This is a genomic window from Pseudomonas sp. CHM02 (assembly GCF_000612585.1).
Classification (GTDB): domain Bacteria; phylum Pseudomonadota; class Gammaproteobacteria; order Pseudomonadales; family Pseudomonadaceae; genus Aquipseudomonas.
In genome coordinates this window covers 1-15,303 of record NZ_JFCA01000015.1, presented here as the reverse complement: position 1 = coordinate 15,303, position 15,303 = coordinate 1, and the positions used below count along the sequence as shown (strand labels likewise).

The 15,303-nt window shown below is 63.1% G+C and carries 18 protein-coding genes; 15 read left to right on the top strand and 3 right to left on the bottom strand.

Annotation, left to right across the window (positions count from 1 at the left end; genetic code table 11):
- The first annotated feature begins 3 nt into the window (after nt 1–3).
- Nucleotides 4–384, top strand: coding sequence for a hypothetical protein (locus BM70_RS0110140; RefSeq protein ID WP_043274202.1), 381 nt, complete (start codon nt 4–6; stop codon nt 382–384).
- On the opposite strand, the gene BM70_RS33055 is transcribed toward BM70_RS0110140, so the two are convergent.
- Nucleotides 342–704, bottom strand: coding sequence for a hypothetical protein (locus BM70_RS33055; protein ID WP_155952144.1), 363 nt, complete (start codon nt 702–704; stop codon nt 342–344). The genes BM70_RS0110140 and BM70_RS33055 overlap by 43 nt on opposite strands.
- Nucleotides 705–726: 22 nt before the next feature.
- The gene (locus BM70_RS0110135) at nt 727–1,491 is read right to left on the bottom strand and encodes a tetratricopeptide repeat protein (protein ID WP_025855910.1); all 765 of its coding nucleotides are present in this window, start codon (nt 1,489–1,491) and stop codon (nt 727–729) included.
- A 48-nt stretch (nt 1,492–1,539) separates the two neighbouring features.
- On the opposite strand from BM70_RS0110135, the gene BM70_RS0110130 reads away from it, so the two are divergent.
- The 14 genes from BM70_RS0110130 (at nt 1,540) to BM70_RS31835 (ending at nt 11,544) form a co-directional block, all read left to right on the top strand.
- On the top strand, nt 1,540–2,103 hold the full coding sequence (locus tag BM70_RS0110130; RefSeq protein WP_025855909.1) for a hypothetical protein: 564 nt from the start codon (nt 1,540–1,542) through the stop codon (nt 2,101–2,103).
- Between the two features lie 12 nt (nt 2,104–2,115).
- Nucleotides 2,116–2,349, top strand: coding sequence for a hypothetical protein (locus tag BM70_RS0110125; RefSeq protein ID WP_025855908.1), 234 nt, complete (start codon nt 2,116–2,118; stop codon nt 2,347–2,349).
- Nucleotides 2,350–2,358: 9 nt separating this feature from the next.
- Nucleotides 2,359–2,793, top strand: a complete 435-nt coding sequence (locus tag BM70_RS0110120; protein ID WP_025855907.1) for a hypothetical protein — start codon at nt 2,359–2,361, stop codon at nt 2,791–2,793.
- A gap of 4 nt (nt 2,794–2,797) precedes the next feature.
- Nucleotides 2,798–3,580 (top strand): type III secretion system inner membrane ring lipoprotein SctJ, encoded by a 783-nt coding sequence (gene sctJ, locus BM70_RS0110115; RefSeq protein ID WP_025855906.1) that lies wholly within the window; start codon nt 2,798–2,800, stop codon nt 3,578–3,580.
- Complete coding sequence (locus BM70_RS0110110; protein ID WP_025855905.1) at nt 3,577–4,191, top strand: hypothetical protein; 615 nt, start codon at nt 3,577–3,579, stop codon at nt 4,189–4,191. The genes sctJ and BM70_RS0110110 overlap by 4 nt, the downstream gene beginning before the upstream one ends.
- Nucleotides 4,188–4,772: a FliH/SctL family protein gene (locus tag BM70_RS0110105; RefSeq protein WP_025855904.1), complete on the top strand. Its 585-nt coding sequence runs from the start codon at nt 4,188–4,190 to the stop codon at nt 4,770–4,772. Before BM70_RS0110110 ends, BM70_RS0110105 begins: the two co-directional genes overlap by 4 nt.
- On the top strand, nt 4,769–6,091 hold the full coding sequence (locus BM70_RS0110100) for a FliI/YscN family ATPase (RefSeq protein WP_025855903.1): 1,323 nt from the start codon (nt 4,769–4,771) through the stop codon (nt 6,089–6,091). Before BM70_RS0110105 ends, BM70_RS0110100 begins: the two co-directional genes overlap by 4 nt.
- 544 nt (nt 6,092–6,635) lie before the next feature.
- Entirely contained in the window at nt 6,636–7,082 is a 447-nt protein-coding gene (locus BM70_RS0110090; protein WP_025855902.1) for a hypothetical protein, read from the top strand.
- Nucleotides 7,079–8,080: a type III secretion system cytoplasmic ring protein SctQ gene (gene sctQ / locus BM70_RS0110085; protein WP_025855901.1), complete on the top strand. Its 1,002-nt coding sequence runs from the start codon at nt 7,079–7,081 to the stop codon at nt 8,078–8,080. Before BM70_RS0110090 ends, sctQ begins: the two co-directional genes overlap by 4 nt.
- Nucleotides 8,077–8,730: a type III secretion system export apparatus subunit SctR gene (sctR, locus tag BM70_RS0110080; RefSeq protein ID WP_025855900.1), complete on the top strand. Its 654-nt coding sequence runs from the start codon at nt 8,077–8,079 to the stop codon at nt 8,728–8,730. The genes sctQ and sctR overlap by 4 nt, the downstream gene beginning before the upstream one ends.
- Nucleotides 8,731–8,841: 111 nt before the next feature.
- A complete protein-coding gene (locus BM70_RS31170) occupies nt 8,842–9,111 on the top strand; it encodes an EscS/YscS/HrcS family type III secretion system export apparatus protein (protein ID WP_016969171.1) in 270 nt (89 codons plus the stop codon).
- A gap of 6 nt (nt 9,112–9,117) precedes the next feature.
- Nucleotides 9,118–9,930: a type III secretion system export apparatus subunit SctT gene (sctT, locus tag BM70_RS0110070; RefSeq protein WP_025855898.1), complete on the top strand. Its 813-nt coding sequence runs from the start codon at nt 9,118–9,120 to the stop codon at nt 9,928–9,930.
- A gap of 3 nt (nt 9,931–9,933) precedes the next feature.
- Nucleotides 9,934–10,980, top strand: coding sequence for an EscU/YscU/HrcU family type III secretion system export apparatus switch protein (locus BM70_RS0110065; RefSeq protein WP_025855897.1), 1,047 nt, complete (start codon nt 9,934–9,936; stop codon nt 10,978–10,980).
- A gap of 150 nt (nt 10,981–11,130) precedes the next feature.
- Nucleotides 11,131–11,544, top strand: a complete 414-nt coding sequence (locus BM70_RS31835) for an ester cyclase (RefSeq protein ID WP_025855896.1) — start codon at nt 11,131–11,133, stop codon at nt 11,542–11,544.
- Between the two features lie 33 nt (nt 11,545–11,577).
- On the opposite strand, the gene BM70_RS0110055 is transcribed toward BM70_RS31835, so the two are convergent.
- Nucleotides 11,578–15,048, bottom strand: a complete 3,471-nt coding sequence (locus BM70_RS0110055) for a hypothetical protein (RefSeq protein WP_025855895.1) — start codon at nt 15,046–15,048, stop codon at nt 11,578–11,580.
- Between the last annotated feature and the right edge of the window lie 255 nt (nt 15,049–15,303).

Sequence of the window (15,303 nt, the reverse complement as noted above, 5' to 3'; positions counted from 1 at the left end):
GCCATGACTGCTTTGCGCGTATTGATGCTGTTGCCCCTGGCGCTGATGGGCTGCCAGACCCACTTGGCGCCGACATACTACTCGTCCGAGTACCGCGCCGATGGCTTGCCGACCCAATGCCAGCAACCTCCTGCGACGGATACCATCGGCCTGGGCGAAGACTTCAAGCCGACCCTTGCATTGGGCTGTGCGAATAACTTGAACCTGATGCAGATGGTCGAGCGCAAGCAGGACCTGACCCAAGGCCGCACGACCGGCCCGGTGATGGCTGCGCCCGTAGGCCGCGCGGCGCAGGTGTACATCGAAGGTTTCGACCGCGAGCAATTGCAGCGGCGCAAGGATCAGCAAGAAGCCAAGGCCGAAGCGGCAGGGGGTAAGCAATGACCCTTGAAGATCACACCTACGACTGTGGTGAATGGCCCTCCTGTGGTGAACAGGCTTTCTGTGGTGAACAGGCTTGTTGTGGTGAACAGGCTTACTGTCGTGAGCGGGCTTGTTGTGGTGAACAGGCTTTCTGTGGTGAGCGGGCTTGCCCCGCGCTGGGCTGCGAAGCAGCCCCAAAACCAGGCGCTGATGACCGTCTGCAGGTGCGCGATGAATTCAACTGGGGCTGCTGCGCAGCCCAGCGCGGGGGCAAGCCCGCTCACCACAACAAGCCCGCTCACCACAGTAAGCCGGCTCACCACAGTGAGCCCGATCAGCACACAAAACCCACCCATCACAGGCTCAACGCGGGTCAACCAGCCCCAGTTCGCGAGCCTGCGCCACCGGATCACTGATGGCCTTGATACGCTTGGCCTCACTCACCAACCGCTCCCGCTCGGCAGCCGGAATGTCATCCAGCGGCAAGCCAGCCACCCGCTGCTCATATCCGGCCAGCACCATCACCAACAACTCATTACGCTGATGCCTCGGCAAGGCGCGGGGCGACTGGGCGACCGGGGCGATGGTGTCCAACGCCTGCTGCGACTGCCCGCCCAGCGCGTAAGCCAGGGCCAGGTTGCAACGGTTGTCGAGGTCGTCGGGCTTGAGGCTCAGGCTCTTGGCGAAAGCGCTTTGCGCCGCACCGGCCTGGCCGTTGAGGATCTGCGCAACACCCAGGCGGGTGTAGGCGACTGGCAAGCCGCTGATATCGGCGGCCTGTCCGAGGGCGGTGACAGCGCGCTGGGTCTTGCCCAACTGCAATTGCGCGGTACCCAGGCCGAGCAGGGCGTCGGCATTGCGTACGTCGAAACCCAGGGCCTGTTGGTAGGCGCGCTCGGCGCCCGGCGCGTCCTTGGCGTCGAGCCTGGCCTTGCCGAGCTTGAGCCACAACTCGATGCCGGCACTGGGTTGCTGTGCGGCACGCTCGTACAGTGCCGCCGCACTGGCGTAGTCGCCGCGCTTGCTCAGGTCATCGGCCAGTTGCAGGGACTTGTCGGAATCGGTCGCGGGCTTGCTGGAGCAGGCGGCCAGCAACAGGGTACTGGCGAGCAGAAAATTCTTGGACATCGTCACAACTCGTCTGGCGAAGGCGGACGCCATGTAAGCATATTTTTGCTGGCTGTCCTATGCCTGTTCAGCGCCAGTTTTGCTCACGCCGCCGAAGAGCCCGCGTGGTTCTCCCAGCCGTACGCCTACGTGCTGGTCGACCAGGATGTACGTAGCGCCCTGGAAGAATTCGGGCACAACCTCGACGTGCCGCTGGTGCTCTCCGACAAGGTCCGTGGCAAGGCCCGCAGCACCCTTCGCGCGGCCACCGCCGGGGAATTCCTGCAGGCACTGTGCAGCACCAACGGCCTCACCTGGTACTTCGACGGCAACCTGCTGTACCTCAACACCAGTGACGAAATCAGCACCAAGCTGTTCAAGGCCAGCGCCCTTGACCTGGACCAGCTGCAGGCCTACCTCGGCAACCTCGACGTGTTCGGCCAGCAACTGTCCATGCGCAACGGTCCCGAGGGCGATGAAGTGTTCGTGTCCGGACCTCCGCCGTACCTGGCGCTGGTGCAACAACATGTCGATCACCTGCAACCCAGGGTCGTGGCCACTCCGGTGGTGCGCGAGCGCGGTGTGCGGGTGTTCCGTGGCGCGCAAGTCAGTACCGAAACCCCAACCCAGTAAAGGAGCAGCACCATGTCCGTAACGGCCGTAGACAGCAATCTCGCCCCTGGTGGCGCCAGCCCTGAAGCCAAGTTCAATGCCGCGGTGGATAACGCCAAGGCGTCCGAAAAACCCACCGAAGCCGATGACCCCGAGTTCACCGATGCGTTGATCACCCAGGCGGTCACCATCGGCGGTCAGTTCATCATCATGCCGAAGATGCAGGAACTGCTGAACGACGCCATGTCCGATGACGACGAAGAGTAGGAAGCCCCTATGACTATCAGTCTCGCCGCTGGCGCTTCGGCGTTGCCGCCGTCTGCCGGCGCGGGGCCCGCCGGGGCCTCGCAGAACCTGTTCGAGCACATGGCCAACACCGCCAAGGGCATGCCCGAAGGCGCCAGCCCGCACCAGATCGGCTCGGGCCTGATGGAGCGGATGAACAGTTTCATCGACCGCACGCGGGCGTTTTCCGAGCGCGCCGACCTGCTCACCAACAACCCGTCGGCGCCGCCGCCGGCCTCGACGGAGATTCGAACGGCCAGTGTCTCTCCAGGCGCCGAACCGGGGAAAAAGGTTGGCGAGCAACAGGTCGACCAGATCGTCCACTCCCTGGGCAAGATGTTCGATTACTCCATCGAAACCCAGATGGTGGTGCGCGGTGCGACGCAGATTTCCGGGTCCGCCAACACCTTGCTCAAGGGTCAATAACCGTATGCCAAGCCCAAACCGCGCCCTGCGCCTGCTGCTGATCGGCCTGCTCGCCTGCCTGTTGCAAGCGTGCAACACCGACCTCTACACCAACCTCAGCGAACGTGACGCCAACGCCATGGTCGCGGTGCTGTTGCGCGGTGGCATTCCGGCAGAACGCAAGGCCCAGGACAACGGCCAACTCAAGGTGGTGGTCGATGAGTCACGCTTTGCCGAAGCCATGACCCTGCTCGACAACGCCGGCCTGCCGCAGCAGAGCTTCTCCAACATGGGCGAGGTGTTCAAGGGCAACGGCCTGGTGTCGTCCCCGGTGCAGGAGCGGGCGCAGATGATCTATGCGTTGAGCGAAGAACTGTCGCACTCGGTGTCGCAGATCGACGGCATCGTCGCCGCCCGTGTGCACGTGGTGCTGCCGGACAACGACTTGCTCAAGCGCGTGATCTCGCCGTCGTCGGCCTCGGTGCTGGTGCGCTACGACCCAGGCACTGACATCAATACGCTGATCCCGCAGATCAAGACCCTGGTCGCCAACGGCATTTCCGGGCTGAGCTACGACGGTGTCTCAGTGACCGCCATCAAGGCCGCCGTCGCCATCAGCCAGAACCCGGCGCAACCGCGCCTGGCACGCTTCATGGGCCTGTGGCTGCTGGAAGACAACCTGGCACAGGCACGGCTGATGTTTGGTGCGTTGCTGTTGATCGCACTCGGTGCCCTGGGGGTGCTGGCGCGTCAGCAGTGGACGCGCCGTCAGTCCCAGGCGTTGTATGTGCTCAAGGAGGGTGAATGAGTCTGTTCGAGCGTTGGCAGGGGCTTGTCGCCGAACCCTTGCAGTTCGTGCGCGGGTCCAGCCTGGTCGGATGTTTTGCCGATGACTTGCCGGAGGCGGTGTTGCAGGCGATGCAGGCTCAGCCGCGCTTCCGCCAGCGCCTGGAACAGCTGCTGGTCAGCCATTACCAATTGGCCCCCATGGATCAATTGACCACGCCCGTGGCGGCCGACTTGCCGGTGCTGTTGCTGTCGCCACTACAGTTTGCCCACTTGCCAAGGTTGTGCGGGGCGATCTGGCATGCGTCGACCCTGAGCCGGGAGATCCGTCGCGAGGTGGTCAATGAGTTGCGCGAAGGTCTCGGCGCAGAAGTCTTTGTTTCAGCCCTGGCCTTGCGCCAACTTGGCGGCGCGGCGGATCTGCTGCGTGAACCCGGCGAGTTGATCGAGGCCATCGACCGCGACGGCCAGGGCTGTGTCGCCGCGTGGCTGCATGCCCAGCATGCCGACTGGCAAGGCTGGCTGCGTTTGCGGTTTGCCTTCCCCCAGGGCCATGGCGCCCGGGTGCCCCGTGACCTGGAAATCGTCCAGGCCGCTGCCGCGTGCCTGCTGGCCGAGGAGATTACGCCATGAGTGAATTGCCGAGTCGTCCCACCGCCCGCATCCTGCGCGCCGAAGACGCCGCGTTGTGGAGCGACGGTTTTGCCTTCCTGCAGGCGGCCAAGGCAGAGGCCGAACAGATCAAGACCGACAGCGAGCAATGGCTGAGCAGCGCCCGCGCCGAAGGTTTTGAAAGCGCCCGGCAAGCCGGCGCCGAACAGGTGGCGCAACTGCTGCTGCAGACCCAGTCCCAGGTGCAGCACTACTTGAGCAGCCTGGAAGCGTCCCTGGCCGACCTGGCCCTGGGCATCGTGCGCGAAGTGCTGGGTGAACTGGACAATGCCGACCGCGTGGTGCGCAGTACCCGTCAGGCCTTGAGCGCGTTCCGCCAGGACCAGGCGTTGACTCTGTGGGTGCCGCCGGCGGAAGTCGATGCGTTGCGCCAGCGTCTCACGCTGGAAGGGCTGGCGATTGCGGTGGATGCAGATGAACAGTTGCACGCCGGCCAGGCACGCCTGAACAGCCCGGCCGGTTCGGTGGAGTTGGGGCTCGAAGCCCAATTGCAAAACCTGCGGCGCAGCCTGTTGCCTTTCGCCGAAGAGGGCGTGGCATGAACCTGGACCAGTTGCTGCCACGCCTTTCCGGGCGCCTGGCCCAGGCCCGCCTGCGACCCATGCACGGCACGGTGTTGAGCATTCGCGGTGTGCTGCTGCGTGCCAGTGTCGCCGGGGCGAGCATCGGCGAGCTGTGCCAACTGCGCGACCCCGGCAGCGCCCGCAGCCTGAGTGCCGAGGTGATCGGCTTTGACGGTGACGAGGCGATCCTGTCGCCGATTGGCTCCATGGAGGGGCTGTCCACCCGCACCCAAATCACTGCCACTGGCGAGACCCTTGGCGTGGCGGTCGGTGATGCGCAACTGGGCCGAGTGATCAGCCCCATGGGCGATTTCCTCGACGGCGACGGACTGCCACCGACCGTGGCCTTGCAGCATTACCCGCTGCACGCCGAACCCCCAGCACCGTTTTCCCGGCAATTGATCGTGCGCTCGATGGCGCTGGGCATTCGCTCCATCGATGGCCTGCTGACCCTGGCCCAGGGCCAGCGCATGGGGATCTTCGGTGAACCTGGCGTGGGCAAGTCGTCGTTGCTTGCCAGCATCATTCGCAACAGTGAAGCGGATGTGATCGTGATCGGCCTGATCGGCGAGCGGGGCAGGGAAGTGCGCGAGCTGCTGGATGTGCAACTCGACGCCCAGGCCCGTGCGCGTGCGGTGGCGGTGGTCGCCACCTCGGATCGGCCGGCCGCCGAACGGGTGCGTGCGGCGTTTGTCGCCACCACCCTGGCCGAATACCACCGCGACCAAGGCCGCAACGTGTTGCTGTTGATGGACAGCCTGACCCGCTTCGCCCGTGCCCAGCGCGAGATCGGCCTGGCCGTGGGCGAACCGCCGACCCGACGCGGTTATCCGCCTTCGTTTTTCTCGGCCTTGCCGCGCCTGCTGGAACGCGCGGGGCCCGGTCCCACCGGCAGCATCACTGCGCTGTATACGGTGCTCACCGAGGGCGATGCCGCCAGTGATCCGGTGGCCGAGGAAGCCCGTTCGATCCTTGACGGGCATATCGCCCTGAGCGCCGAACTGGCCCAGCGCAACTACTTCCCGGCGGTGGATGTCTTGCGCAGCCGCAGCCGTTTGATGGAGCAGGTTGCCGGTGAGGAACACAAACACCTGGCGATGCGCATCCGCGAACTGATGGCGCGTTATGGCGAGATCGAAATGCTGATCCGTGTCGGCGAATACTCCGCCGGCAGCGACCCCCTGGCCGACGAAGCGATCAACCGCCACGCGGCCATCGAAGCCTTCTTGCGTCAGAACGCTGATGAACCGAGCAGTCTGGAGCAGACCCTGATCCGCATGCGGCAGGTGTTGGCATGAAGTTGGATGCATATGCTGGTTTTTGTAGGAGCTGGCTTGCCGGCGATGGCGGTCTATGGGGGGACATATCCATTGCTGCGGTAACGGCGACTTATGGTTCCGCTCTTACAGCGGGTCACTTTTGGAAGGACCCAAAAGTAACCAAAAGGTCCTCGCCCCACCACTCGGTGCCTCGCTTAGGCTCGGCATGCCCTCACTCCGGCTTGAATCCGTGGGCCGCCGCCACGCGCCATCCATGGCGCGGGGCGGCTAACCCGGCGTCCTGCCGGGTTACCCACGGATTCAAGCCTGCGTTCGGCCAGCGTGGTTTTACGGGGCGCCTCAGATCAACAGCAAGATCAAAGGCAAGAGCAAGAGCAAGAGCAAGATCAAGAGCGGCTCGCTTCGCATCGTGGGTACGTGTAGGAGCTGGCTTGCCGGCGATGGCGGTGGGGCAGTCAGCGACGTCTGTGATGGGTAGACCGTCATCGCCGGCAAGCCAGCTCCCACATTGGATCTTCATGGGTTCCTCGATGTGTTTTGGCATGAAAATGGAGACAACCGAATGAAAACCGAACAACTGCGCACCCTGCAATCCTTGCGGGTCTTGCGTGAGCAAAGGGCCGCGAGCCAACTGGCTGCGCAGCAACAGCGCTGCGAGCACACCCACGGCGTGTTGACCGACGCCAAGGAGCAATTGCGCCTGCACCGCGAAGCCATCGCCGAGGAGGCACGCCAGGTGTATGCCTCGCTGATCGAAGGCTTGTCGGTGGCCAGTTGGCAGGCCGCCCAGGACCGTTTGCGCGGCCTGTCGGATGACCAGCAGCAACTGGAAAACGACGTCACCCACGTGTCCACCACCTTGCAAAGCCAGGAGCGCGAGCGCGATCTTTTCCGTCAGGAACGCCTGAGCCGCCAGCGTCAGTCCGACGCCTGGCAAAGCCTGCTGGAAGGCCGCGAAAGCGATGAGCGCCGCCTTGGCGAACTGCGTGATGAAGGCACCGGCACATGATCGCAGCCCTTGCCGACCCACTGTCGCCGTGGCTGACCCACTACGACCCGGCGTTGCTGGCCCTGCATAACCAGTTGCACCGCCGCCGCCGCCCCTGGCAAGGCCGTTGCGCCGGGCAGGAACTGCGTGTGAGCTGGGCCGCTGAGCCCCAAGCCCTGGCTGCACCGCGTGACGTGCTGCTGGTGCTCGGCCGCGCCCCGGTACGCCTGCGTTTGTCAGCGGCTGCGCTGGAGCAACTGTTGTTGCCGCTGGGGTTGCCGTTCGATGTGCAGCACCTGCCCGCGTTGCCGCGTTCCTTATTGCTGGAACTGGCGGTGCTCGACCTGATCGAGACCCTGGAGCCGTTGCTCGGTCATCCGGTGCAACTGCTCGAAACCAGCGAGGGCGAGAACGTATTTGCCGTGCAGATGGCGCTGGAGCTGACCTTCGGCAACCAGCCTGCGGTGAGCGCCCAACTCGATCTGAGCGAAAGCGCCGCCGTGTGGGTGGCGCAGTTGCTGGCGCAATACGGCCGGGTCGAACCTGACCCGTTGCCAGCCCTGCACCAGACCCTGACGGTGGTGGCGGGGCGGCAGTGGCTGAGCCTCGGCGAACTGCACAGCTTGCGTCCCGGCGATGTGCTGATGCTGGAACAAGGCCCCGGCCTGCTGCTCGACCTCGACGGCCGGATGCAAGCCCGCTGCCAATACCAGGGCGAAGTCCTGCGCCTGCAGGAAGCCTTGAAAGCCCCCTTTCTGGAACCGGAGAACACCATGACCGATGTTGATGCCGCCACGGCGCTGGATGACTTGCCGTTGAAACTGGTATGCCAGGTGGGCAGCCTGGAACTGACCCTGGCGCAATTGCGCGAGCTGGGCGCAGGCAGCCTGTTGCAGCTCAACACGCCGGGCGTGGACAGCGTCGACCTGCTGGTCAACGGCCGCCGCGTCGGCCAGGGCCAACTGGTGAAAATCGGTGACGGCCTGGGCGTGCGCCTGCTGAGTTTCGCCACCCCATGACCGGTTATCAGCCGAACCTGATCGAGATCATCCTGGTCGTTGCCACGATCGGGCTGATCCCGTTGGCGGTGGTGACGCTTACCGGTTTCATGAAGATCTCGGTGGTGCTGTTCCTGATCCGCAACGCCCTCGGCGTGCAACAGACCCCACCTAACCTGGTGCTGTACGGCATTGCGCTGATCCTCTCGGTGTACGTGACCACGCCGCTGATTGGCGACATGTACCGGCAGGTGGAGGGCCGCGACCTCAACATCGAGCATGTGGAGCAACTCAAGGACCTGGGTGATGCCTTGCGTCCGCCGTTGCAGGCCCATCTCTCGCGGTTCGCGAATGAATCCGAGCGCGGCTTTTTCGTGCAGGCCACCGAGACCATCTGGTCGCCGGAGGCGCGTGCCGATCTGCGTGACGATGACCTGGTGGTGCTGATTCCGGCGTTTGTCAGCTCGGAGCTGACCCGTGCGTTCGAGATCGGCTTTTTGCTCTATATCCCGTTCCTGGTGGTGGACCTGCTGGTGTCCAACGTGCTGATGGCCATGGGCATGTCGATGGTCTCGCCGAACCTGATATCCATACCGCTGAAGATCTTTTTATTCGTGTCCCTGAGCGGCTGGTCGCGCCTGATGCACGGTTTGATTCTGAGTTACGGCTGACCCTTGTAGGCGCCGGCTTGCCGGCGATGAGGCCCTTGAGAACACTGCAATACTCAAGGCCGCCATCGCCGGCAAGCCGGCTCCTGCAGGGGGGCAGAGAGAGGGTGGGTGATGGGCCAGGATGTGTTTTTATCGTTGATGAAACAGGCACTGATGACGGTGTTGATGCTCTCCGCGCCGGCGCTGGGGGTGGCGATTATCGTGGGGTTGAGCGTGGGGCTGTTCCAGGCGCTGACGCAGATCCAGGACCAGACCCTGCCCCAGGTGGTGAAGCTGGTGGCGGTGTTGCTGACCATCGTGTTCCTGGGGCCGGTACTCGCCGGGCAAGTGGCGGAACTCGGCGGCCAAGTGCTGGATAACTTCCCGATGTGGACGCGCTGACCACCCATGGATGCCAGCCTGACCGCGCAGTTCCTGGAAGTCGCCTACCCGGTGATCAGCTCCGCCTCGCTCGCCGCCTGCCGCGCCATGGGCGTGGTGGTGATCACCCCGGCGTTCAACCGCCTGGGCCTCACCGGGATGATTCGCGGCTGCGTGGCCGTGGCGATTTCCATCCCGATGTTCTTCCCGGTGTTCGAAGCGCTGACGTCGATGCCGGAGCATGGCAGCGTGTTTATCGCCGGGTTGCTGATCAAGGAATTCCTGATCGGCATCCTCATCGGCCTGTTGTTCGGTATTCCGTTCTGGGCGGCCGAGGTGGCGGGGGAGTTGATCGACCTGCAACGCGGCTCGACCATGGCGCAACTGGTGGACCCGTTGTCGTCCGGGGAGTCCAGCGTAATGGCGACCTTGCTCACGGTGATGCTGATCACGCTGTTCTTCATGTCCGGCGGGTTCATCCTGATGGTCGACGGTTATTACCACAGCTACCAGCTCTGGCCGGTGACCTCGTTTACGCCGGTCTTCGCCAGCTCGGCGTTGCTGGCGGTGTTGTCGATCCTCGACCAGATCATGCGCGTCGGCGTGCTGATGGTGTCGCCGTTGCTGATCGCGTTGCTGGTCACCGACCTGATGCTCGCCTACCTCTCGCGCATGGCGCCGAACCTGCACATCTTCGACCTGTCGTTGCCGGTGAAGAACCTGTTTTTCACGATCCTGATGGTGATCTACATCGGCTTCCTGATCCCGTTGATGCTCGACCAACTGGCGGAGTTTCGCGGCACCGTCGAACTGCTCAAGACCCTGGCAGGCATGGAGTAGCCCATGGCCGATACCAGCGAAGAGAAATCCCAGCCGGCCACGGACAAGAAACTCCAGGACGCGCGCAAGAAAGGCCAGGTTGCCAAGAGCCAGGACCTGGTGTCGGGCATGGTCATCCTGTTCTGTACGCTGTGCATCTCGATCCTCGCGCCGCGGGCCAAGGCCCAGGTCACGGCGCTGATCGACCTCACTGCGCAGATCTATATCGAACCCTTCGCGACGGTGTGGCCCAGGGTGCTCGACCACGCCGAACAGCTGGTGATCGGCATCACCCTGCCGGTGATGGCGGTGACTACAGGCGTGGTGATCCTGACCAATATCATCACCATGCGCGGCTTTGTGTTCTCGGTGGACCCGATCAAACCCGAGTTCAAGCGCATCAACCCGGCAGAGGGCATGAAGAAGATCTTCGCCCTGCGCAACCTGGTGGAGTTCATCAAGGGACTGATCAAGGTGCATGTGCTGGCGATCGCGTTCTACGTGGTGGGCAAGCATGCGCTGCAGGCATTGATGGAATCGTCGCGTTGCGGCGCCGAGTGCATGGAATCGACGTTCTTCCTGGTGCTCAAGCCGCTGGTGTTCACCGTGCTCTGCGCGTTCATTGTGGTGGGCGCGGTGGACGTGATGATGCAGCGCTGGCTGTTCGGTCGCGACATGAAGATGACCCGCAGCGAAACCAAGCGCGAACGCAAGGACATCGACGGCGACCCGCTGATCAAGAGCGAGCGCCGGCGCCAGCGCAACGAAATGCAGGCGCTGGCCACCAAACTGGGCTTGAACCGCGCCTCGATGATGATCGGCACCACCGATGGCTGGGTAATTGGCGTGCGCTATGTGCGCGGGGAAACACCGGTGCCGGTGATCGTCTGCCGGGCATCGCCGGAGGAAGCACTGTTGATGTTGCAGGAGGCGTATGACCTGGGCATTCCGCATGCACCGGACAAGGCTCTGGCGGCCGACATCGCCAGGAAAACCGTGCCCGGAGACCCGGTGCCGGACGCCTCGTTCCAGGCCGTGGCGGATTGGTTGGTGGCGGCACGATTGATTTAGGCGGCGTGCGTACTACGCTTGTATAGCGCGTTGGTACGGAGGGAGTATCTGCTCAGCAGGAGCTGAAGGTGTATCTGTCACGGGCGATGGACGCAAGCGGCAACCCGACGGGTGTCGCTGCACTTATCCAATTTTCCGAGGAGTTTCGACATGACAGATCAACACCGTGAATTGATCCAGGAGTGGGCCGACAGCTGGTCTACCCCCGACAAGGCACGATTTCTCGCGATTTTTTCAGAGGCTACTGTCTATGAGGACAAGGCCGCGGGGCAAATCATGCGAGGACGGCACGAGCTGGGTAACTTCTTCGACCTGATCAGAAAGGCCTTGCCCGATTTCAAGGTCATCAGTGATTTGATCAGCCTTGGCGAGCCTGGCGGGACGATCCAGTGGCATATGACGGGAACCCATGAGGGCGAGCTGTTCGGCCATGGCCCCTCGCACAAGACCATCAATGTCGATGGCTGCTGCGTGATCAGGATCGAGGGCGGTGAAATCGTGAAGAGCACCGATTACTACGATATGAAAACGTTGTACCGGCAGTTGGGTTTTGACAGGAACTGATGGTTCCCCAAACCGGGCCCCGTCTATCAGGTTTCAGGGCTTGTCTACATCGTGGTATTCACCACCGTAACCGTCGCCGACCCGCCAGATAATGTCGTGGTTGTCATTGGTCCATTCCGACGGTTTCAGCGAATACTTATAGTCCTCTGAATTGCGATTGTTCCCGTCGCCAATGTAGTCCGGGTGATCACGCCGGTGATCGCCACCGCGAATACTCGAGCGGGCATCCCATTCTTCCTTGCGGAAATCAAAGATGCTCTGGTCCTGCGGCGCATCGCGCTGGCCCCAGTCGGACAGGTAGGTTTGCAGCCACACATAGGCTTCATCACCGTTCGGCTTGAGCAACCCATCCTGCTTGAAGTCCTGGATCTGGTCCCAGTTCTGCATCGAGATCTTGTGCAGCTTGTGTGACTGCACGGTGCTGAGGATTGCGCCGACGAACGACAGCGCCCCGGAGATCAGGAACCCCACGGGCCCCAGGAACGGAATGATGCGACCGGTGACACCGAGGGTGGTGAGCACGCCGCCACCTGCCGCCACCAGGCTGCTGACACCACCGGCCATGGACAGCGAGCCGGAGGCGATTTTCACCGGATCCTTTTCGCGCACGCCATCACGCAGGGTAAAGGCCGCCTGGACCACGCTGATCACACCGCCGGCCACGTCGGTGGCCATGCCGATCACCTTGATCGCGCTGCTGGCGAACTTGGCGCCAAAGCCCGCGCCGGCTACGCCACCACGGCTGGCGATACCTTTTTCGATGCCTTCCTGGACCTTCTTCGCGCCTTCATCGCTCCAGCCGCCGCTGTTGAGCACTTTGCCCACGTCCTTGCCGTCGTCCATGGCCTGGTCGACGATCTCGAAGTACTTCTTCTGCACCGCCTCGGCGTCCTTGGGCAGGGCGTGGTAACCCTCGCCGGGCTTGGCCCACAGGTCGGGCAGGGAGCGATCGAAGCCCATCAACTGGTAAGCGTTGGTGCCCCGCAGCTTGTCGTAGACCTTGAGGCCCAGGGTCGCGAAGTGTGAGCCGGTGCCAAGGAAGCCCAGGAAGTCGTTGGCAATCCCCAGGCGCTTCATCGGCGTGTCCGCCAATTTGCCGCCCTGGCCCGCCAGTTGGTAGACGATCCGGCCCATGCCGATGGCGCCGCCCACAGACCCCAGCACGCCGTTGTCCTTGAGGAAGGTCAGGTTCTTCACGAAGGCACTGCGGTTCTCGTCGCTGAGGCTCGGCATGATCTCCTTGCTCACTGCGTGTTCGATGTCGCTGAAGCTGATCACGCCGTTTTTCTGCCAGGTGTCACCCAGGGAAATCATCGCCTTGCCGAAGTCGGCGGCGGCGCCTTTGTCCTTGAGCAACTGGTCGACGAACTTGGAATACACCCCCAGCGCCTGGCGTGGCAGGCCATCGGCGCCGCCCTTGAGCATGGAGAGGATCGCCAGGGTGTTGTCGGTGGTCGCCAGGGCGGTGTTGTCGTCGCTGATCTTGCTCGGGTCGTCCATCATTTTTTCGACGGCATCGGTGTAGCCGTCGATCTGCAGGTTTTGCAGGAAATTGTCAGCCTTGGCCGGGTCGATGTCGGCGAGGGCGGTGTAGGCGGTCTGGATTTCCTGGGTGGCCAGCTCGGTCTTGCCGTCGTCCTGCAGGGCCTTGATGTACTGGGTGAAATGCTCCGAGGAGGTACTGTCGACCAGTTTCTGGCGGACCTCGTCGACCTTGGCCTGGCCGCCGTCGACCTTGCCCAGGGCTGCGTCGTGATTGGCCTTGATATCCGCCTGGATGGTCGAGTCGCCGAGCAGTTCGCCGATGGTCTTGTCGATGGACTTGGTGTCGAAGATGTTGTCGCGCACATCCCGCGAGGTCACGTCGATGGGCGTGGTGGCGATGCCCTGGTTGCCGAAGCCGTGCTCGGGGATGATCGACATGCCGTTGTCGGCCATGCTCTTGGCTTCCACCGCGCGCAGGAACTTGGCGCGCGGGTCGTCCTTGCCAATGCTGCCGTCCTTGACCCCGGCGCGATAGCTGTCCACCAGGGTTTTCATCGACAGGTCCTGCACCGACAACGAGTTGCCGCTTTCATCCTTTTCGGTGGTGGCCAGGCTGTCGACGGACACGTCCTTGAGCGGCGGCAGGCCGTTGTCGGCGCGCAGCTTGTCGACGTCGGTGGTTTGCTGGGCGATGTCGGTGCGGTAGCCCGAGATCTGCTCGAACATCTGCGGGTTGGTGTCTTCGCTGACGACGATTTTTTCCTCGGCACCGCCCGGCTTGTGCTGGGTAAAGGCGATCAGGCCGGGGCCGTAATCGCCCACGCCGCCGACGCTCATGATGTCTTCGGTGGACGCCAGGTAGGCGTCCGGCCCGGCCAGGCTGTAGCCATCGCCCTTGGCCTTCTCGATACCGGCCAGGGTCTGGCCCTTGGTGGTGTAGGCGGCGAAGGCTTGCGGGGTAATGTCCTTGGACACCACCAGCAATTTGCCGTCGGCCTGGTTGACCACCAGGATGCCATCCATGGGCGCATCGACCTTGCTGATATCGCCCAGTTTGAGGCTGGCTTCGTCCTTGCGCAGGAGTTCCTGGCCGGGCAGGGACTGGGCGTTCTTGATGTAGTCGAAGGCCTGGGAGCCTTCGCTTTTGTGCACGGCATGCAGGAAGTTGTAGAGGCTGCTGCCGGCATTGGGGTTGGGGTTGCTCAAGTCCGCGCCCGGCTGCGGCAGGGCGGCCTCGGACTGGCTGATCATGTATTTCTTGCCTTGGTGCTCGAACAGGATCACCCCGGACTTGGGGTCTTCGGACACGACTTTGAGCTGGCTGAAGTCCAGGTCGCCGGGCAGGCTGGTGACAGCTTCGTAACCCTTGGCCTTGCCGTCGTTGAGCGCTTCCTTGGTCACGCCGGCGCTGTTGTAGCTGGCAAAGGCCTGGGGCGTCAGTGTTTCGGAAATCACCAGGGTCTGGCCGTTTTCCAGGGTGACTTTGACCACACCGTCCTTGGCTTCGCCCACCGACTTGATATTGGCCAGGCGCACGGTCGGGTCGTCTTCGCGCAAAAGCTGTTGATCGGGGTTGCCCAGGGCTTCGCGGATTTCCTTGCCGGCCGGTGTGCCCTGGGTTTCGGCCAGGGTGTGCAACAGGTCGTAGAGCGGTGTGCCCTCATCCGGCCCACCTTGGTTGACCGGTGCCACGGCATGGCCGAAATGCAGCCCCTTGAGCAGGTCGAAGCCTTCCTGGACGTTCTCGGCGCCTTCGCGGGTGATTTTGAATTTACTGCCGTCCTGCTCGAAGTAGATGACCCCGGCGTCCTTGTCTTCGGACACCACCTTGAGCTTGTCGATATCCAGCTTGGCGGGCAGGGCGGTGACTTCCTTGTAGTCGTCCGGCTTGAGCTGTTTGTCGCCGGCCCCGGTGGCGGCCAGGGTCTTTGCCTTGTTCAGCGCCGCATCAAAAATGCGTTCCGGCGCACGGGTTTCACTGACGCGGGGAGAGACGGCTTTCTCGGGTCGGTTGATCATTCTTCAGTCCATGTGAGTGGGGGCGCACGAGGACTCGATACTAGGCGTTGGCGCGGGGTGAAAAGGCGGTTTTTGGCAACAACGCACAAGCTTTCACAGCTGTGAAATAACCTTGTCATTTGCAGCAAGTAGCGACAATTTTCCTGTGGTGAGCAGCCCGGTTGTTATGAACGGGTTGCTGTAGTGAGCGGGCTTGCCCCGCGCTGGGCTGCGAAGCGGCCCTAAAACGGCCAACCGAATTCTGGCTGGAAGAAC